The following is an 18,241-nucleotide window of genomic DNA, read 5'->3' as shown; positions in this document are numbered from 1 at the left end:
ATAATGGAGAGAGGATCGGGAAAATCCGGACCGGGAGATTAGAAAAACAGGAGGAAAAGATAATGAAAGTACTTTTGGTAAATGGAAGCCCCAAGGCAAAGGGCTGTACTTATACGGCGCTTCAGGAAGCAGCAGCCGCTCTGGAAAAACAGGGCATCGAGACAGAGATTTTTCAGGTAGGCACCCAGCCCGTGGCAGGCTGCGTGGGCTGCGGCGTCTGTCGCAAAAACGGCGAATGCTTCCGCAATGATGTAGTCAATGAATTTGTGAAGAAAGCAGGAGAGGCAGACGGTTATATCTTCGGTTCTCCGATTCATTATGCTTCCGCTTCCGGAGCGCTCACTTCCTTTATGGACCGGGCCTTCTATAGCGGTGGCAGCAAGATGGCCGGCAAACCCGCAGCGGCAGTGGTCAGCTGCAGAAGAGGCGGCGCAACCGCAGGCTTCGACCAGATCAACAAATATTTCACCATCAACAACATGCCCGTAGTCTCATCCCAGTACTGGAACATGGTACACGGCAACACCCCCGACGAGGTCAGACAGGACGAAGAAGGCCTCCAGACCATGCGTACCCTCGGCAACAACATGGCCTGGCTCATCAAATGCATCGAGGCCGGAAAGAAAGCCGGAATCACCTTCCCGGAGAGGGAGCCGGCGATTAAGACGAATTATATCCGCTAAAAAATAAAATACGCCCAGCGCTCCAAAACGAGCGGTGGGCATTTTTTTAGATCTGAATCCGCATTTTCACCTGGGTTCCGGGAAATTGCGGGACAGTGGTAATAGTCAGAGAAGAATTTTTTCCATAGTAGAGTTGGATCCTTTTGTAGAGGTTGGCCAGGCCGTAACTGGAGGAAACGGAGCCTACAGGATTCTTTTCTTTAAAGGAGAGGAGAATTTTCTGCATGGTTTCAGGTGGGATGCCGTTTCCGTTGTCTGAAACGATAACCTGATAATCAGTAGGGGTTCCTTTAATTTCAATATGGATTTCAACGTTTTTAGTTGTTGTTTCAACTGCGTATTTAACGGCATTTTCCACAAGCGGATGAATAAAGAGCTTAGGGATTTTTATTTCTTTCAGCATTTCGTTCACCTCGTAGTTCCAGGACAGTTTGTGACCGAAACGGAATTTTTCAATTTGTAGATATTGTTCAATAAAATGCAGCTCCTCATCCAGGGAGATCCAGTCTTTTCCCTTTAGAATATATTGAAACAGGCGAGCGAGAGAAAGGAGAACCTCAGCGTTTTTCAGGTCGCCATTTTGGATCATCACCCAGTATAAGGATTCCAGTGCGTTAATAATAAAGTGAGGATTAACCTGAGCCTGCAAGGCCTTGATTTCTGCCTGAGTACGGAGAAGTTCTTTTTCATAGACTTCTTCAATGAGCTGATTGTTAGCATCGACCATGGCATTATAGCTGGCGTTCAGATTATTGATATCGGTGTTACTGTATTTTTTGAGGTTAGGCTGTAGCCTGTCCTCTGTGTGGGCCATGACTTTTTCCATATCTTTCAGTGGAGATGAGATCATCCGGCAGATAAAAATGCAGGCAATGAAGAAGATCAGACCGCCCACAGAAAAAGAAAGAAGGAGCGTTTTTAAAAGCCAGGGAATATCCTTGGACTGGAGTGTCTGTGAAACATAAAACGTCAGATTCCAGCCTGTATAGGGAGAATGTGACTGGACAATTTTATAAGCTTCAGGATCCTGTGGCAGTTCACTGCCTGCCGTATCAGAAAGATTGGAATACTGGTAGATTTTCTGCTCGTTGGAATCAGAGAGAGTCAGTGCCATTCCATTCATATCTTTGAAGTCTTTCTCAAGAAAATCCAGAAAGTCATTTTTAGGTGTGAAAACCAGATAGCCACCAAAGGAAAAATCGTAATCAGGAAGAATGATTCTCTTGACGGCGCGGATGGTATGGGAAGAGTCGTCAGGATTGGAGAGCCATACGATTTTTCCATTCTGCTGATCTGCTAGAGCAATTTCAGCGGAGGAGAGTGTTTGATCTATGGAAGCACGAGTAAAGGGATAGATCATTTCGCGGGTGCTGAATAATTCAATATTATCGATGGCATCATTATAGGCTACAGTCTGCATAATCTGACGCCGGACAGCGGCCAGTTGAGTGGAGGTAATCTGGTTTTTGTAGGAATTGCTATAAAGAGCTTCCTGAACCAGCATGGCGTTACAAAACTGTTGCATATTGGAATCCAGTTCACGGAGCGTAGAGTTTAGGCGCTCCTGAGTCTGGGTAATCAGTGTGTCGATGGCAGATGCAGACTGTTCCGTGATATAGTCGGAAAGTTTTTGATATACATTAAAGGCAACTGCGGAGAAAATAAGTACCATAATAAGAATAGAAGAAATAGCAAATTGGGAAGAAGTACGCAGCAAAAATTCTTTTATCTTTTTCATAAATCTGCCCTCCTGATTTTTTGAATATGATAGCAAATTCCTGCATAAAAATCAAACTTTAAGAAGATTTCCAAAATATAGTGGAATTTTAAAGAAAGATTCTGTGGTTTCTTTTGATAAAAAGCGCATTATAATAGGCTTACCAACAAAAAAAGAACGGAGGTAAGTAATTATGAAAAAGAGAGGAATCGCAATACTTTGTACAGCAGCTATGCTGAGCGGCTGTCTGGCAGGATTTTCTACCGTTGCACTGGCAGATGAGCCGGTAGAAATCAGCTACTGGACTTCATCAGGAAGCGTGGAAGACCGGAAAAATAATGAGGAGATGATCCAGCGCTTTGAGGAAGCCAACCCGGATATCAAAGTAAAATATGATGGAATGGCAGAGGAAGCTTATAAGACCAAGATCAAAACGGTGATTGCGTCCAACAACCTTCCGGATGTATTTTCCTACTGGGTAGGAGAGCAGTTCCACACACTGATTAATTCAGGTAATGTGGCAGATCTGACAGATATGTATAATGAAGATACGGCATTTACTGATACGTTCGTGCCGGGAAGCCTGGACGCAGTTACATACGATGATAAGGTATATGGTATTCCGACTTCGATTACCTGCATGGCCGTCTGGTACAATCAGCGGATTTTTGAGGAAAACAATGTAGAAGTTCCGGAAACCTATGATGAGTTAAAAGAAGTGATTCACACCCTTTCTGAAAATGGAGTAACACCGATTGCTGTCGGCGGAAAAGATCGTTGGCCGTTCCTGGGATGGTTTTCTTATCTGGCACAGAGAACCGGTGGTGTAGACCTTTATCAGGAAGTCTGCTACGGAGACAAGAACTTTACAGAAGCGCCTTTTGTACAGGCAGGAGAAGAACTTCGATCTCTGGCACAGGAAGGATTTATTAACGGAAATCTTTCCATGGATGCGACTACAGCTGAGGCTGTTTTTGCAGCAGGAAAAGCCGCTATGATGATTACGGGTTCCTGGTCTATTCCGACCTTCACAGCAGATGAATCAAGAGCAAAAGATTTCTCTTATTTCCCGTTCCCGAAGGTAACAGGAGGAGCTGAAGATGAGAGTGGTTATCTGTATGGTGGTGTAGCAAACACTCTGGCAATCAGCAATTCCAGTGAGCACAGAGAAGCTGCTGAGAGATTTGTAAAATTCATGATGAGCAACGAAGAGCAGACCATCAGCTGTGAGCGTACAGGCACTTTCTCAACCGTTGCGACATCCTGTAAAGAAGAAAATATGGATCCGCTGGCTTATCAGTTCAGCCAATATGTATCAGACGGTGTGCAGGGCTTTATCGCTTATACGGACCAGGCGCTTCAGCCGGATCAGTCCGAACAGCTCTTATCTGCACTGACAGCTATCGTTGCAGATCCGGATACCGATGTAACAACGGAACTGGCAAAGATCAAATAATACAATGAAAAAGGATCAGAGGGCGGTCATGAAAATGGCCGCTTCTGATTATAAGAATCTTTTGAGGGGTGTGTTTATATGAGAAAAGTGAGTCCGGCGATCCGATGCCTTTTTGTTCTTCCGGCAGTCCTGTGGTTTTGTGCAGCAATCATTGTTCCGGTAGGAATGGCGGTGAAAGACAGTTTTTACAGTTGGGATGGAATCACAGCTAAAGTATTTATTGGGCTTGATAATTACAAAGAGCTTTTACATGATGAAATTGTGTGGAAATCTTTGAAACATTCACTGGAAATGGCATTCTGGTGTGTTTTGTTCCAGCTTCCTATTGGAATGTTTTTTGCAGTTATTTTGTACAATCGAAAATTAAAAGGAAGAAATTTTTTCAGAACGGCTTTCTTCCTTCCTGTTATATTATCTTCTTCCCTCATTGGTATTTTGTGGGGGCAGATCTTTGATCCAAACTTTGGTCTTCTGAATGGTATTCTGAATTTTGTTGGAAGCAGTGCACAGCCCTTATGGCTCGGTGATCCGAAATCTTCTCTGGGCTGTGTCATCGCAGTTGTAATCTGGCAGTTTATCGGTAACTATATTTTAATCTATTATACGGCGCTTCATAATGTCTCAGAGGATATCATGGAGTCTGCAATGCTGGACGGAGCAAAAAGCTTTCAGCTTTTCACAAAGATTCAGCTGCCTTTGATCTGGCCTGTCATCCGTCTGACACTGATTCTGGCAACGGTAAACTCTCTGAAGTATTTTGATCTGGTCTACATCATGACCGGTGGCGGTCCGAACTCATCCAGTGAAGTGCTGGCAACCTATGTGCTGCGAACAGCATTTAATTCCATGCGTTACGGTTATGGAAACGCAGTTGCGGTCGTATTGCTTTTCCTTGGTGTATTTTTCATTTCCCTGTATAACATTATACTGAAAAATAAGGAAGACTGATGGGGGTATCGAGATGAACAAAAAGATAAAAATGGCCTGCATTTATGTAATTCTTGCCCTGCAGGCAGTTATTACGATTTATCCATTGATCTGGATGATTTTATCTTCATTGAAAGATAATGTTTCCTTCTTTGTGGATCCATGGTCCTTACCGAAAGAGCCGAGGTTTTATAACTATGTGACGGCCTGGCAGGAAGGCATTCAGGGTTATATGCTGAACAGTGTTTTTATTACAGTTTTAACGATTGTTATTGTAATCCTGATAAGTTGTGCGTTTTCTTTTATGGTAGCTCGTTTCCCGTTTAAAGGGGGAAATCTTCTGGTAAGTCTTTTTTTTGCGGGAATGATGATTCCGGTACACTGTACCCTGATTCCGCTCTATTCCATTATGAATCGCCTGGGCTGGGTGGATCATCTGATAGCTCTATTGTTTCCCTATGTGGCTTCCTCTATTCCGATGGCTGTTTTCCTGACTTATGGCCATTATCAGCAGCTTCCGAAAGAACTGGAGGAAGCGGCAACGATAGATGGCTGTAGTATTATTCAAATGTTTGTACGAATTTTTCTGCCTCTGGCAAAACCCGTTATTTCCACAAGTACGATCCTGACAGCGATTGGTATCTGGAATGAATTTATTTTTGCAAATATTCTGATCACTAATCCAGATTATAAAACATTGCCCGTGGGATTATTATCTCTGAAAGGAACATATAACACAAACTATGCTGCTATGAGTGCGGCACTTGTCCTTTCTGCTCTTCCAATCATTGCTATCTATATTGCTATGTCTGGAAGAATACAGGCAGGTATGGTGACTGGTGCAGTAAAAAGCTAAAGGGGGAGAATTATATGGGAACAATAAAAAATCCAATTTTACCCGGATTTCATCCGGACCCGTCTATTATCCGTGTGGGGGATGATTATTATCTAGCAACGTCCACTTTTGAATGGTTTCCTGGGGTATGCATTTATCATTCAAAAGATCTTCAGAACTGGGAGCTGATCAACCGGGCGCTGACGAAGGTTTCGCAGCTGGATATGAAAGGAAATGATGCCTCGGGAGGTGTCTTTGCTCCCTGCCTTTCTTACGATGGAAAAATGTTTTATCTGATCTATACCAATGTGCGAACCCACTGGTACGAGTTTATGGATTGTCATAATTATCTCGTGACAACGCCGGATATTTATGGAGAATGGTCAGAGCCGGTTTACCTTCACAGCGCAGGTTTTGATCCATCCATGTTTCATGATGACGATGGAAGAAAATGGGTGTCAAGTATTATGCGGCATTATCGAGACGGCCGTATTCAGCGTATTATGCTGCAGGAGTATGATCCGGGGAAAAAATGTCTGACAGGAGAAATGAAAGAAATATGGGGTGGCAGTGGAATTTCTGTACCGGAAGGACCTCATATTTATAAGAAGGACGGATATTATTATCTTCTGACAGCGGAAGGCGGAACAGAGTATGGCCATGCAGAAACCGTGGCAAGAGCCAGAAACGTGGATGGACCTTATGAGGGGGCACCGGATAATCCTCTTTTGACAGCAAGAAATCGCCTAGATCTTCCGTTGCAGAAAGCGGGCCATGCAGATCTTGTCTCCACAGAAAATGGTGAGTGGTATCTGGTTCATCTGACTGGTCGCCCCTTGCCACCTTACCGGCGTTGTATTTTGGGAAGAGAGACAGCAATTCAGAAGGTAACATGGAAAAACGATTGGCCTTATGTGGTTAATGGACCGGAGCCGAGCGAGGAGATAGAGGTTTCCTGGGAGGTAGAGCACCGGAAGCCGGAAAAAAAAGAGTATGTATTTACACAGGAAATGGTTCTTCCTGAGTTTCATTCTCTACGGATTCCATTGAAGGAAGCGGCCTCTCTTACTGCAAGACCCGGCTGGCTTCGTCTCGTCGGAAAGGATTCGCCTAATTCCCGGTTTGAGCAGACTCTTCTTATGAGAAGACAGGAAGATTTTTGCTTTTCTTTTGAGACAGCTATGGAATTTTCACCGATCTCAGAGCGACAGATGGCAGGAATTCTGTATTTTTATGATGAATGTGATTTCTATTACCTGAGAATCACTACCGATACAGAGGGAAAAAGGATCATTGACTGCATGATAATGGATCATGGAAAAGCCAGTTATCAGGGGACACAGAGACTTTCCGGGAATGGGCTTGTCTATTTGAAAGTGCGGGTGAAAAATACAGAGGGAAGTTTTTCATTTTCTTATGATCGAAAAGTCTGGTATAATGTAGGCGGCGTCTGGGATGCGTCAAAAATATCCGATGAATATCCGGAAGAAGGGGCTTATACGGGCGCTATGGTGGGAATTGGCTGCCATGATATGCTGTATCGGTCAGCGAAGGCTGATTTTGCTTTTATGGAGTATTGTCCGGAGGAAGTATGAGTAAAGAATATTCTTTATTACTGGTGGAAGATGAAAAAAATATTCTGTATGGAATGAAAAATGTACTTGCCTGTACTTTGAACAGACTGTCGGAGGTATTGACAGCGGAAAATGGAAAAGAGGCGCTGGATGTCATCGAAATGGCTCATCCGGATATGATCATTACGGATCTCAGGATGCCGGAAATGGATGGGATTGCGCTGGTAAAAGAAATCCGTGCCCGTCAGTATACGATGCCAATCATTGTTCTGACGGCCATCGCCGATTTTCAGGCAATAAAGTCCCTGATTCCATATGGTATTCAAAATTATATTTTAAAGCCATTCAGTGTAGAGGATATTTTGAAAGAAACTCAGGCAGCGGTTCAGAAGCTGGACGAAGCAGAAAAAGTGGAGCAGGTAAAGAAGCTGATGACGGAGCATCCGGAACTGCTGGATCAACAGGAGTATCACGGGAAAAGTGAGCTGGTATTTCAGGCACAGACTTACATAAAGGAACATTTGAAAGAAGGAACAACCCTGGCTTCCCTGGCGGAATATCTACATGTAAGCAAATCCTATCTTTCTACGCTTTTTAAGCAGGAAGCAGGGATGACTGTGATGGAATATATTACCTGCGCGAGGATGAAGGAAGCAAAACGTCTGCTGCTTCATACGGATATGCGTGTCTGCGAAATTTATGAGGAGATCGGATATCAGAGTGATAAATATTTTATCGCGGTGTTTAAAAGTATCGAAGGGATTACTCCTCTGGCTTTCCGAAAAAAATATCAGATGAACAGGATGGATTGACGGAACTCCCCTCGAAGTGCTATACTAAACACATAAGAACAAGAGCGATTGCGGATAATGATTGGAAAAATCAGTATTTGTAGTCGCTCTTTCTTCTTAATAAATAGAAGAAACCTCTTTTCGTAGGAACAGGCTTTGGGAGGATGTAAAAGATGCAGAACGAAAAATGGAAGAAGATAGCGGTCGATATCCTGGCGGAGGTGCTGGGGAGCATGCTGATCGCGCTGGGACTTTATAACTTTGCGCTGGAGGCGAAGTTTCCGATGTCGGGCTTTTCGGGGCTGGCTATGATCATTTACCGGCTTTTCGGGCTGCCGATCGGTGTGACGACGATCCTTTTGAATATACCGGTGACGATTCTCTGTTTCCGGGTGCTGGGAAAAAGCTTTTTCTTAAGATCTCTCCGGTGTATGGTGATCTCTTCCGTCTGCGTGGATGTCATCGCGCCGCTTCTTCCGGTCTATCAGGGGGACCGTATGCTCTCGGCGCTCTGCACGGGCGTGCTTTCGGGAATCGGTTATGCGCTGATTTATATGAGAAATTCCTCCACGGGAGGCGCTGATTTCATCAGCATGTCCTTAAAAGCGGTGAAGCCTCATCTTTCCCTGGGAAAAATTATTTTTGCCATGGATTTTCTTGTGGTGCTCTTAGGCGGCGTGATTTTCCAGGATGTGGATGGAATGATCTACGGTCTGATCATCAATTCGCTCCTGTCACTGGTGGTGGATAAGACAATGTACGGCATCAATTCCGGTAAGCTTGCTCTCATTGTCACGGAGCAGGGAAAGGCAGTCACGGAGATCATCGACGAGCGGACCGGCCGTGGCACGACGATTCTTCATGCCAGCGGCGGCTACCGGCAGGAGGATAAGCAGGTGGTTATGTGCGCCTGCAACAATAAGGAGATGTATCTGGTCGAGCAGGCGGTGAAGGAGATCGACGACAAGTCCTTCATGATTATTCTGGAATCCAACGAGGTGCTGGGTGAGGGCTTTCATGTGACCCGCGTGGCCCAGGTGGAGGAAGCAAATAATCGATAGTTGTAACCAGATTGTAAAAGTTCTTGCATAAGAAAAAAATAAGGGGTTTTGAGGTTGCGGCGGGCGGCAGGAAGATGATATAATCGGAACCGGGTGAGGCATCCTGTCCAACGGCTATGCATCTTGGCAAGCAAGCTTGCCAGAATGCATAGCCGCTGGACAGGACTTTTGCGCGGAAGAATTATTCAGGGCCATCTCGATTTGGCTCTGAATAATTCAAAAAATTTAAAAAATTTCAAAAAAAGTGTTGACAAGAACTGGGTAGTGAGATATAATCTTCATTGTTCCGAGCGAGACACCGGAACGAAAAGAAAAAAGATGTGCGTTTAGCTCAGCTGGATAGAGCGTTTGGCTACGGACCAAAAGGTCGGGGGTTCGAATCCTCTAACGCACGGTATCCCCAGACAGAAGTCTGGGGATTTTTGTTTGCAGGAAAACATGAGGAGATTTCAATGAAGTTAAAAAAGGTATACAAGACGCTGGCAGTGACCATTGCCCTGTCTGTGACAGCTCCCTCAGGTTTCACTATGGATCATAATGAAAAGCATACGGCTCATGTCCATGCGGCCGGGCTTGAAAGCGGAGATGCGGAGACGTCAGAGACAACAGGGTTAGCGACAGCAGCAGAGACAGAAACAGCCGCACAGGAACCGGTCAGCAGCGAACCGGCCACGGAGCCAAATACCGGAACCAGTGAACCGGCCACCGGCAGCACGGAGCCTGCCACAGATCCGTCCGGTACGGAGCCAGGCAGCGAGCCCGCCACAGAGCCAGGTACCGGCAGCAGCGAACCGACTACAGAACCGGGGACCAGTGAGCCCTCCACAGAGGTGCCGCCGGTGGTGGATCCTTCCACAGAGCCGGATACAGAGGTGCCGCCTGTGATCGATCCTGACGAACCGGCGACAGAGCCGACGACGGATATTCCACCGGTGGTGGATCCGGATGAACCCGTGACGGAGCCAGTCACAGAACCGGTGACAGAACCGGATACCGAAGAACCGACGACGGCTGATACAGAGCCCCAGACGGATGATACCAAAGATACGGATAAAAAGGATGAAGATAAAAAAGAGGACAATCAGGATAAGCCGGCTCTTACCAACGAGCAACTCATTGCCCTCCAGAAGATTGTGATTCCTCCGGCCATTGAGGAGTCCTTCCGTTTTGTCACAGTAGAAAAGGATTACGCCATCGCCAACGTAGGAACTCTTCAGATTTATGAAGGAAAAGGTACCGGTTCCGATGTGGTGGGAACCCTGGGAAAAGGCGGTGTCTGCTATGTCCTCAACGATCAGGACCCTTCCTGGTATTATGTGGAGTCCGGTGTGGTCAGAGGTTTCGTGCGGATTCCGGATCTTCTGACCGGAGCGGAGGCTGACGCTTACGTTGCCGAAAAAGGGGAGACGAACCTGGCAGTTGCCACGGCTTCCAAGGAGCCGATGGAAAACAGTGCCTACACCTATACGAAAACCACCGTCCGCAGCACTGTGGTCGGAAAACAGTATGCTCTCTGTACCACAGACGGCGTAAATGTCCGTGAAGGACGCACAGAAGATGCCAGAGTGGTGGGCGTCATGAAGCAGAATACGCTCTGCTACATACTGGCGGATGCCGGCAGTGAATGGATCTTTGTGGAGTCCGGCGATGTCCGGGGCTTTGTGAAGAGAGAGTACCTTTCCACCGGAGACGGCGTGGAAAATCAGATCCTGGAAAATGGCGAGTCCACTTATTCTTACGCGGATCTCAAGATTTCCGCGAAGGAAAACAAGGCCTGCTATTATACGATCACTTCTATTAAAAAAGGAAGCATTTCCGATTCCATCCGGGAATCCATGCTGAAATATGCCTCCCAGTTTATCGGAAATCCCTATGTCTGGGGCGGCACCAGCCTGACGCTGGGAGCGGACTGCTCCGGTTTTGTCCAGAGTATTTATTCTGCTTACGGCTACAGCATTCCCAGAGTGGCAGAGACCCAGGCCCAGTATGGCATGCAGATCCCGGTTTCCGAGGCGAAGCCCGGCGACCTGATCTTCTATGCGAAGGATGGAGCCGTTTATCACGTTGTCATGTACATGGGCGACGGAAAGACCATTGAGGCGGCCAACAGCAATCAGGGTATCATCTGCTCTGTGGTGGATACGGCTCATGCAGTCTGGGCGACCCGGATCATCTCCGACAGCGATTCGGATAAGATCGAGCAGGTCAATGACAACGCGGCCAAAGGTGTGGCCTACACCAAGGCGAAAGCCGGCGATTCCGGCAATTATCTGGGCAGATTCAAGCTCACCGCATACTGCAGCTGCCCGATCTGCTGCGGCAAATGGTCCGGCGGAGCGACGGCGGGCGGCACGGTTCCGGTACAGGGACGTACAGTGGCCATGGCTGGCGTGCCTTTTGGCACCAAGCTGGTGATCGGCGGCCTCATCTATACCGTGGAGGACCGCGGAACCCCTTACGGACATGTGGATATTTATATGAATAGTCATACGGACGCCACGAATTTCGGCGTTCAGTATGCAGATGTATATCTGGCAAATCAGTAGTAGTGCAAAAGGCCGTTAAAGGAAAGCTTTAGCGGCCTTTTTGAGAAAGGAAACCGATGACGAAAGCAGAATTCTTGGAAATGATGGAGCAGAAGCTCACCGGCGAACTGGATGAGAACACGGTCGCAAAGACCCTTCGTTATTACAGCGAATACATTGATTCGGAAACACGAAAAGGAAGATCGAGGGAGGAAGTCCTGGAGGAACTGGGAAGTCCGCTTCTGATCGCGAGAACGATCCTGGATACCCATGTAAGCGGGGCCACGGATTTTTCAAAAAAACGGACAGAACAGGAGCCAAAGGAAGAAGAAAAGGGGGATAAGAGCCATCCGTGGAACAAATGGCTGTTTCTTCTGATCCTTGTGGCGGTTCTGTTTTTGCTGTTCACAATTCTGAGAGCGCTGCTCCCGGTATTGCTGCCGGTGCTCTTGGTACTTTTTGTGCTCAGCCTTTTTAAAAAAGAATAACTGGAGAGGGAAGAAATGGAGGAAAAGAAAGACTATAAACTGTATCTGGACACAGCGACCCTGGCCGGGAAGCTGATGCTCCAGAACGGGGCGGAGATTTACAGGGTCGAGGACACGATCCAGCGGATGCTGGCTGTCTCCGGCCTTAAGACGGCAGAGGCCTATGTGACGGCCACCGGAATCATGGTCACACTGGACGATCCCAAGGAGGATTCCATGACTGTAATTAAGAGGATTCCGAGCCGCGGTACGGACCTGAATACGGTCAGCATTGTCAACGATATTTCGAGAAAATTCTGCAGCGGGCAGATGACGCTGAAGGAAGCATTCCATGATCTCAAGCACCTGGATTCCAGGCAGTATACGGAATTTCAGAAGGCTCTGGGCGTGATCGGAGTGGCTCTTTTTTTTGCCCTGGTGTTCGGCGGCTCCTGGAGGGACGCTCTGGCGGCGGGAATCGACGGTGTGCTCATCGTTCTGGCCCTTCGTTTTTCCAAATGGCTCTCGCTTAACGCCTTTATGGAGACGATGCTCTCCTCCGTGCTTCTGGCGGCGGGAGCAGTGGTCATGAGCCGGCTCATAGATATCAACGTGGACACGGTGATCATCGGAGCCATCATGCCCATCGTTCCTGGTGCGGCCTTTACGATCGCGATCCGGGACACGCTGCAGGGAGACTATGTGGCCGGAAGCGCCAAAGTGCTGGAGTCTCTCATCAAGGTGGCAGCCATTGTGGTGGGCGCCGGTCTTGGAATGATTATGACAGGGGGATTTCACTTATGATCGTACAGGTAATCAGTGCATTTTTTGCAATTCTGGCATTTTCGGTGGTAAATAACGTGCCGAAAAAATTTCTTCTCTACTGTGGACTGGAGGGCTCGGTGGGCTGGTTTGTTTACCTGATCTTCCTGCCTGCCCAGGGGGCGGTCATGGCGAACTTTTTCGGTTCCCTGGCTCTTGCCATCATGGCCCATGTGTTTGCTCGTGTCTTCAAAGCGCCGGTGACGGTCTTTCTGATCCCCGGCCTTCTGATTCTGGTTCCCGGAGCGGGCCTTTTCCGTTCTGCTTATCAGCTTTTTCTTGGAACCAAGGATATGGCGGCTTTTTATATGCTCCAGACTCTGGAGATTGCCGGCATGATTGCCCTGGCGGTTTTTGTGGTGGATTCTTTCTTCTCTGTGATTAACAAGAAACGTAGAGACCTGGAAGAACTTAATGCAGAGAAAAAATAAAAAAAGAAGGTAAAGTTATGAATGGAAAAGTGAAAGCATTTCTGAAACGAAAAGATGTGGTCTTCTCGGCGAGCCGCTACGGCATCGACGCCCTGGGAGCTATGGCACAGGGCCTGTTTGCGTCCTTGCTGATCGGAACGATCTTAAGCACCCTGGGAGAGCAGCTGGGGATCGCTGTTCTTGTGACCATCGGCGGTTACGCGAAGGCGGCCACCGGTCCGGCTATGGCAGTCGCCATCGGTTACGCCCTGAAAACGCCGCAGCTGGTGTTATTCTCTCTGATTGCCGTCGGCGCTGCAGCCAATGAGCTCGGCAAAGCAGGCGGTCCTCTGGCCGTTCTGGTGGTGGCTATCGTCGCCTCCGAGTGCGGTAAAATTGTCTCCAAAGAGACAAAAATCGATATCATCGTCACCCCGGCCGTCACGATTTCCATCGGTGTGCTTTTGTCCCTGGCCTGTGCGCCTGCCATCGGTAAGGCCGCAAGCTCTGTGGGAAATGCCATCATGTGGGCGACGGAGCTTCAGCCCTTCTTCATGGGCATCCTCGTCTCTGTGCTGGTTGGCGTGGCACTGACCCTTCCGATCAGCAGCGCGGCCATCTGCGCGGCATTGGGACTGACCGGCCTTGCCGGCGGAGCGGCTGTAGCCGGCTGCTGTGCCCAGATGATCGGTTTTGCAGTGATGAGTTTTAAGGAAAACAAGTGGGGCGGACTTTTTGCCCAGGGCCTCGGTACTTCGATGCTTCAGATGGGAAATATCGTCCGGAATCCCCGGATCTGGCTGCCTCCGACTTTGGCTTCCGCCATCACGGGCCCTCTGGCTACCTGTCTTTTCCATTTGAAAATGAACGGCGCCGCTGTGGCTTCCGGAATGGGAACCTGCGGCCTGGTGGGGCAGATCGGTGTTTACACCGGCTGGGTCAACGATGTGGCAGCAGGCACGAAAGCCGGAATCACAGCCTTTGACTGGATCGGCATGATCCTGATCTGCTTCATCCTTCCGGCAGTGCTGACCCTTCTCATCGCAGTACCTTTCCGGAAAAATGGCTGGATTAAAGAAAATGACCTAAAGCTGGATCTGTAAAGATTCAACCTGCTTTTGCGAAAGGACAGATCTATGAAAGAAAATGAGATCCTGAAAATTTACGGGACCGATTATAAAGAGATGACAAAGCTTCTGCTTACGGAAGCGGAGCTTGAGAGCCGGATCCCGGCAAAAAATGCCAGGATTGGCATCAAGCCGAACCTGGTGGCTCCCTCGGAGGCTTCCTGGGGAGCGACGACCCACCCGGAGATCGTGGCCGGTATCATCGAATACCTTCAGGAGAGAGGTTTTACACAGCTTCTTGTGCTGGAAGGCTCCTGGGTTGGGGATAAAACTTCGGAATCTGCCGAAGTATGTGGATATCTGGACCTTTGCAGGCAATATGGAGTTTCTTTTGTGGATACACAGAAGGACTCTTTTCATGTACGCGACTGTAAAGGGCTGGAGCTGAACCTCTGCGACGGGGCGGCGGGCCTTGATTTTCTCATTAATGTGCCGGTGCTGAAAGGCCATTGCCAGACGAAACTGACCTGCGCCCTGAAAAATATGAAGGGCCTGATTCCAAACCAGGAGAAGCGCCATTTTCATGCGATGGGCCTTCACAAGCCGATCGCCCACTTAAGCGCCGGCCTTCATCAGGATTTTATCGTCGTGGACCATATCTGCGGGGATCTGGATTTTGAGGACGGGGGCAATCCGGTGGTGCGAAACTGCATTATGGCGGCTGTGGACCCGGTTCTCGTGGATGCTCACGCGGCGGACCTTCTCTATTATAAGCCCTCGGACATTCCCTATATCACGATGGCGGAGGAGCTCGGCGTGGGAAGCGCGGATCTTTCCAAGTTAGAGATCCGGCTTGTCGGCGGCGAGAAGAGCGAAGCGGAAGATAAGAAACGCCTGCCGGAATCCCGTAAGGTGGTGGAGCTTAAGGACGCGGTGGAAGAGGTGGAATCCTGCAGCGCCTGCTACGGCTACCTGATTCCGGCTCTTGCCGTGCTCAAGGATGAGGGGATTTTTGGGAAGCTCCATGAAAAAATTTCCATCGGTCAAGGCTACCGGGGAAAAGAAGGGCTTCTCGGCGTGGGAAACTGCACAAGAAAGTTTGCCCATTCCTGTCCAGGCTGCCCGCCGACAGAGCAGGAAATCTATGAATTTTTAAAAGCATATCTTAATGGAAAAAGTTCTTGATTTCTGGAATGTATCACTTTATACTGATGCTACAAGAAAGCGCCGGAACAGGCGCAAAATCTAAAAAGAGGGAGAAAACGAACGTGAAAATGAAGAAAAAACAGATCGCGATGCTGATTTTCATTGCGATTATCGCTGTCTTTCTGGTGGTGTCTTTTCAGACACCGGGAACAATTGCAGACAGAGAGACGTACCAGTGCGGCACTTACGCGACCATCTGGTCTCTGCTTCCGCCGGTGATCGCCATCGGCCTGGCTCTGGTGACGAAGGAGGTTTACACCTCTCTTCTGGCAGGTATCATCACAGGAGCCCTTCTCTATGCAAACTTTAATCTGGAGCTTATGATCAACACGATGCTTTTCAATGAAGAGGGCGGAATGGTCTACAAGCTCTCAGACTCCGGAAACGTGGGAATTCTTGTTTTCCTGGTTATGCTGGGAATCCTGGTATCTCTTTTGAACCGGGCAGGCGGTTCCGCAGCCTTCGGTAAATGGGCATCGAAGCACATCAAAACCCGGATCGGAGCCCAGATTTCTGTCATGATCCTGGGTGTGCTGATCTTTGTGGATGATTATTTCAACTGCCTGACTGTGGGAAGCGTTATGCGGCCGGTGACGGACCGTCATAAAGTATCCCGAGCAAAGCTTTCCTATATCATCGACGCCACGGCGGCTCCGGTCTGCATCATCGCTCCCATCAGTTCCTGGGCTGCAGCCGTCACCTCCTCCGTTCCTTCTGATTCCGGAATCAACGGCTTTGCCGTCTTTATCCAGACGATACCCTATAACCTGTACGCACTGCTGACTCTGGTGATGCTGCTCGCTACGACCCTTCTCCGGGTGGATTTCGGTCCGATGAAAAAGCATGAGATGAACGCCATCAAGGGCGATCTTTTCACGACGCCGGGAAGACCTTACGAGGGCAACGAGGAAGAGATTCAGAAGGAAAATTCCCATGTGCTGGATCTTGTGCTTCCGGTGGCTGTCCTGATTGTGAGCTGTATCGTAGCCATGATCTATACCGGCGGTTTCTTCAGCGGCGCTTCTTTTGTGGATGCGTTTGCCAATTCCAGCGCTTCCGTAGGTCTGGTTCTCGGCGGAGCGGTGGCTCTGGTCTTTACTTTTATTTACTACATGATGCGCGATGTACTGTCCTTCCAGGAATTTACCGAGTGTATTCCCGAGGGCTTTAAATCCATGATCGCCCCGATCCTGATCCTCACGATGGCCTGGACGCTGTCCGGTATGACGAACCTTCTGGGAGCGAAAGTTTTCGTGGCCGATATGGTGGCAAAATCCGCCGGCTCCCTGCAGGGCTTCCTTCCGATGGTGATCTTCCTCGTGGCTGCGTTCCTGGCTTTCGCTACGGGAACTTCCTGGGGAACTTTCAGCATCCTGATCCCGATTGTCATCGGAGTTTTCCCCTCCGGTCAGATGATGGTGATCTCTATTGCTTCCTGCCTGGCAGGAGCTGTCTGCGGCGATCATTGTTCCCCGATCTCCGATACGACGATCATGGCCTCCGCCGGCGGTCACTGTGAGCATGTCAACCATGTCTCCACCCAGCTGCCTTACGCCCTTCTGGTGGCAGTTATCTGCCTCGTCGGATACTTTATCATCGGCATTCTTCAGGCCGCGGGCGCAGCAGGCCTCTCCTGGATCGCCCTGCCGGTCTGCATTGTCCTCATGGTGGGCGTGCTGCTGGTGATCCGCTCAAGAAATGGGGGAAAAGAGGAGATTTAAAGAAAATACTCCCCCAGCCCCTCCGGCACCTCTCCTTCGCTGATGATGCCAGAAAGCTCTGAGGCGTGGCAGAGGTGGTGGAAGCAGCGAGTGGAAAATTTGCTGCTGTTGCAGAGGAGATAGGCTTTTTTTGACCGCTCCATCATATGAAGCCGGATATAATCTTCGGCTTCGGAGATATCCGTAAGCTCTCCGTTGTCAGAGAGACCACGACAGGAGAAAAAGAAAAAATCCGCGTTGTACCTGGCGATGGTGGCGTAGGCCTCCTCGCCGGAAAGGGCGCAGCTGCTGTTTAAAAGGATTCCGCCGGTGGAAACCGCCCGGAGATTATATTCGCAGAGCTTCATCAGGGCCCGGATGCCGTTGGTGATGACCGTAATATTTTCTTTCAGAGCCAGAAATGGAATCAGGTTGAAGGCACTGGAGGAAGCGTCAAGAAAGACGACCGCGCCGTCTCCCACGAGGGAGGCGGCCTTTTTTGCAATCGTGACCTTTTCCTGCGACTGCTCCAGCTCCCGGAGGAGAAAAGGGATCCGCTGCCGGGAAACGTCGTTGTCGTCGAGGATGGCCCCGCCGTAGATGCGTTTCAGAAGATGCTGCCGCTCCAGCGAGACCAGGTCCCTACGGATCGAAGGCTCGCTGGTAAAGAGCCGGGTGGAGAGATCCTTGACGGTGACTTTTTTATCGTGAACCAAAATTTTTAAGATACTTCTTTCTCTGTCTGTATTCATAAAATCCTTTCTGAAAAGTCATGGGCTTCCTTTGCTGTTTCTTCCAGCATAATCCCCAAATGTTAAAAAATGCAGAAGCTTTTGTAAAAAACGATCATCCATCTGAGCGATCTTTCATAATCCGTGGCGCGTCTTGCGCTTTTTTTCGTTCCTGTGCTATAGTCAGGCCATCGGATAATAAGTGTCAGAAATAAATCCGATTCTGTTGAAAATGGCACCAGACGGCCGCTGTGTGCAGGCACTTTTTT

At 48.8% G+C, this 18,241-nt stretch carries 16 protein-coding genes and 1 tRNA gene; 15 read left to right on the top strand and 2 right to left on the bottom strand.

The window, feature by feature from the left end; translation table 11 throughout:
• Nucleotides 1–62: 62 nt before the first annotated feature.
• Nucleotides 63–683, top strand: a complete 621-nt coding sequence (locus LKD71_RS06340; protein WP_178045739.1) for a flavodoxin family protein — start codon at nt 63–65, stop codon at nt 681–683.
• A gap of 46 nt (nt 684–729) precedes the next feature.
• On the opposite strand, the gene LKD71_RS06335 is transcribed toward LKD71_RS06340, so the two are convergent.
• Nucleotides 730–2,421, bottom strand: coding sequence for a sensor histidine kinase (locus LKD71_RS06335; RefSeq protein WP_227614776.1), 1,692 nt, complete (start codon nt 2,419–2,421; stop codon nt 730–732).
• 172 nt (nt 2,422–2,593) lie between these two features.
• On the opposite strand from LKD71_RS06335, the gene LKD71_RS06330 reads away from it, so the two are divergent.
• From LKD71_RS06330 to LKD71_RS06265, 14 genes are all read left to right on the top strand, one after another.
• The gene (locus tag LKD71_RS06330; protein ID WP_227614775.1) at nt 2,594–3,856 is read left to right on the top strand and encodes an ABC transporter substrate-binding protein; all 1,263 of its coding nucleotides are present in this window, start codon (nt 2,594–2,596) and stop codon (nt 3,854–3,856) included.
• 78 nt (nt 3,857–3,934) lie between these two features.
• Nucleotides 3,935–4,804, top strand: coding sequence for a carbohydrate ABC transporter permease (locus LKD71_RS06325; RefSeq protein ID WP_227614774.1), 870 nt, complete (start codon nt 3,935–3,937; stop codon nt 4,802–4,804).
• A 13-nt stretch (nt 4,805–4,817) separates the two neighbouring features.
• Nucleotides 4,818–5,639: a carbohydrate ABC transporter permease gene (locus tag LKD71_RS06320; RefSeq protein WP_227614773.1), complete on the top strand. Its 822-nt coding sequence runs from the start codon at nt 4,818–4,820 to the stop codon at nt 5,637–5,639.
• 14 nt (nt 5,640–5,653) lie between these two features.
• Nucleotides 5,654–7,213, top strand: coding sequence for a glycoside hydrolase family 43 protein (locus LKD71_RS06315; protein ID WP_227614772.1), 1,560 nt, complete (start codon nt 5,654–5,656; stop codon nt 7,211–7,213).
• Nucleotides 7,210–8,004: a response regulator transcription factor gene (locus LKD71_RS06310; RefSeq protein WP_227614771.1), complete on the top strand. Its 795-nt coding sequence runs from the start codon at nt 7,210–7,212 to the stop codon at nt 8,002–8,004. The genes LKD71_RS06315 and LKD71_RS06310 overlap by 4 nt, the downstream gene beginning before the upstream one ends.
• Nucleotides 8,005–8,156: 152 nt before the next feature.
• The gene (locus tag LKD71_RS06305; protein ID WP_227614770.1) at nt 8,157–9,044 is read left to right on the top strand and encodes a YitT family protein; all 888 of its coding nucleotides are present in this window, start codon (nt 8,157–8,159) and stop codon (nt 9,042–9,044) included.
• Nucleotides 9,045–9,364: 320 nt separating this feature from the next.
• A tRNA-Arg gene (locus tag LKD71_RS06300) sits at nt 9,365–9,438 on the top strand.
• A 58-nt stretch (nt 9,439–9,496) separates the two neighbouring features.
• On the top strand, nt 9,497–11,590 hold the full coding sequence (locus LKD71_RS06295) for an NlpC/P60 family protein (RefSeq protein ID WP_227614769.1): 2,094 nt from the start codon (nt 9,497–9,499) through the stop codon (nt 11,588–11,590).
• Nucleotides 11,591–11,646: 56 nt separating this feature from the next.
• The gene (locus LKD71_RS06290; RefSeq protein ID WP_227614768.1) at nt 11,647–12,057 is read left to right on the top strand and encodes a DUF1700 domain-containing protein; all 411 of its coding nucleotides are present in this window, start codon (nt 11,647–11,649) and stop codon (nt 12,055–12,057) included.
• A gap of 15 nt (nt 12,058–12,072) precedes the next feature.
• Nucleotides 12,073–12,840 carry a threonine/serine exporter family protein gene (locus tag LKD71_RS06285; protein WP_227614767.1) on the top strand — a complete coding sequence of 256 codons (768 nt, stop codon included), beginning with the start codon at nt 12,073–12,075 and terminating at the stop codon, nt 12,838–12,840.
• Nucleotides 12,837–13,289 (top strand): threonine/serine exporter family protein, encoded by a 453-nt coding sequence (locus LKD71_RS06280; protein ID WP_227614766.1) that lies wholly within the window; start codon nt 12,837–12,839, stop codon nt 13,287–13,289. Before LKD71_RS06285 ends, LKD71_RS06280 begins: the two co-directional genes overlap by 4 nt.
• A 17-nt stretch (nt 13,290–13,306) precedes the next feature.
• Nucleotides 13,307–14,371 (top strand): PTS transporter subunit IIC, encoded by a 1,065-nt coding sequence (locus LKD71_RS06275; protein WP_227614765.1) that lies wholly within the window; start codon nt 13,307–13,309, stop codon nt 14,369–14,371.
• 33 nt (nt 14,372–14,404) lie between these two features.
• The gene (locus LKD71_RS06270; RefSeq protein ID WP_227614764.1) at nt 14,405–15,520 is read left to right on the top strand and encodes a DUF362 domain-containing protein; all 1,116 of its coding nucleotides are present in this window, start codon (nt 14,405–14,407) and stop codon (nt 15,518–15,520) included.
• A gap of 89 nt (nt 15,521–15,609) precedes the next feature.
• Nucleotides 15,610–17,262: a Na+/H+ antiporter NhaC family protein gene (locus LKD71_RS06265; RefSeq protein WP_227614790.1), complete on the top strand. Its 1,653-nt coding sequence runs from the start codon at nt 15,610–15,612 to the stop codon at nt 17,260–17,262.
• Here the strand turns inward: LKD71_RS06265 and LKD71_RS06260 are convergent.
• Nucleotides 17,259–17,993 (bottom strand): DeoR/GlpR family DNA-binding transcription regulator, encoded by a 735-nt coding sequence (locus LKD71_RS06260; protein ID WP_227614763.1) that lies wholly within the window; start codon nt 17,991–17,993, stop codon nt 17,259–17,261. The two genes, LKD71_RS06265 and LKD71_RS06260, sit on opposite strands and share 4 nt — an antisense overlap.
• Nucleotides 17,994–18,241: the final 248 nt, after the last annotated feature.

Source organism: Fusicatenibacter faecihominis, assembly GCF_020686945.1.
Classification (GTDB): domain Bacteria; phylum Bacillota; class Clostridia; order Lachnospirales; family Lachnospiraceae; genus Limivivens; species Limivivens faecihominis.
The sequence above is the reverse complement of the archived record's forward strand: the minus strand, read 5'-3'. Positions and strand labels throughout refer to the sequence as shown.

What these genes read in the sequence shown, in the direction of transcription:
- LKD71_RS06340 (WP_178045739.1), top strand. Translation starts at nt 63, where the DNA reads ATGAAAGTACTTTTGGTAAATGGAAGCCCCAAGGCAAAGGGCTGTACT.
- LKD71_RS06335 (WP_227614776.1), bottom strand. Translation starts at nt 2,421, where the DNA reads ATGAAAAAGATAAAAGAATTTTTGCTGCGTACTTCTTCCCAATTTGCT.
- LKD71_RS06330 (WP_227614775.1), top strand. Translation starts at nt 2,594, where the DNA reads ATGAAAAAGAGAGGAATCGCAATACTTTGTACAGCAGCTATGCTGAGC.
- LKD71_RS06325 (WP_227614774.1), top strand. Translation starts at nt 3,935, where the DNA reads ATGAGAAAAGTGAGTCCGGCGATCCGATGCCTTTTTGTTCTTCCGGCA.
- LKD71_RS06320 (WP_227614773.1), top strand. Translation starts at nt 4,818, where the DNA reads ATGAACAAAAAGATAAAAATGGCCTGCATTTATGTAATTCTTGCCCTG.
- LKD71_RS06315 (WP_227614772.1), top strand. Translation starts at nt 5,654, where the DNA reads ATGGGAACAATAAAAAATCCAATTTTACCCGGATTTCATCCGGACCCG.
- LKD71_RS06310 (WP_227614771.1), top strand. Translation starts at nt 7,210, where the DNA reads ATGAGTAAAGAATATTCTTTATTACTGGTGGAAGATGAAAAAAATATT.
- LKD71_RS06305 (WP_227614770.1), top strand. Translation starts at nt 8,157, where the DNA reads ATGCAGAACGAAAAATGGAAGAAGATAGCGGTCGATATCCTGGCGGAG.
- LKD71_RS06295 (WP_227614769.1), top strand. Translation starts at nt 9,497, where the DNA reads ATGAAGTTAAAAAAGGTATACAAGACGCTGGCAGTGACCATTGCCCTG.
- LKD71_RS06290 (WP_227614768.1), top strand. Translation starts at nt 11,647, where the DNA reads ATGACGAAAGCAGAATTCTTGGAAATGATGGAGCAGAAGCTCACCGGC.
- LKD71_RS06285 (WP_227614767.1), top strand. Translation starts at nt 12,073, where the DNA reads ATGGAGGAAAAGAAAGACTATAAACTGTATCTGGACACAGCGACCCTG.
- LKD71_RS06280 (WP_227614766.1), top strand. Translation starts at nt 12,837, where the DNA reads ATGATCGTACAGGTAATCAGTGCATTTTTTGCAATTCTGGCATTTTCG.
- LKD71_RS06275 (WP_227614765.1), top strand. Translation starts at nt 13,307, where the DNA reads ATGAATGGAAAAGTGAAAGCATTTCTGAAACGAAAAGATGTGGTCTTC.
- LKD71_RS06270 (WP_227614764.1), top strand. Translation starts at nt 14,405, where the DNA reads ATGAAAGAAAATGAGATCCTGAAAATTTACGGGACCGATTATAAAGAG.
- LKD71_RS06265 (WP_227614790.1), top strand. Translation starts at nt 15,610, where the DNA reads ATGAAGAAAAAACAGATCGCGATGCTGATTTTCATTGCGATTATCGCT.
- LKD71_RS06260 (WP_227614763.1), bottom strand. Translation starts at nt 17,993, where the DNA reads ATGAATACAGACAGAGAAAGAAGTATCTTAAAAATTTTGGTTCACGAT.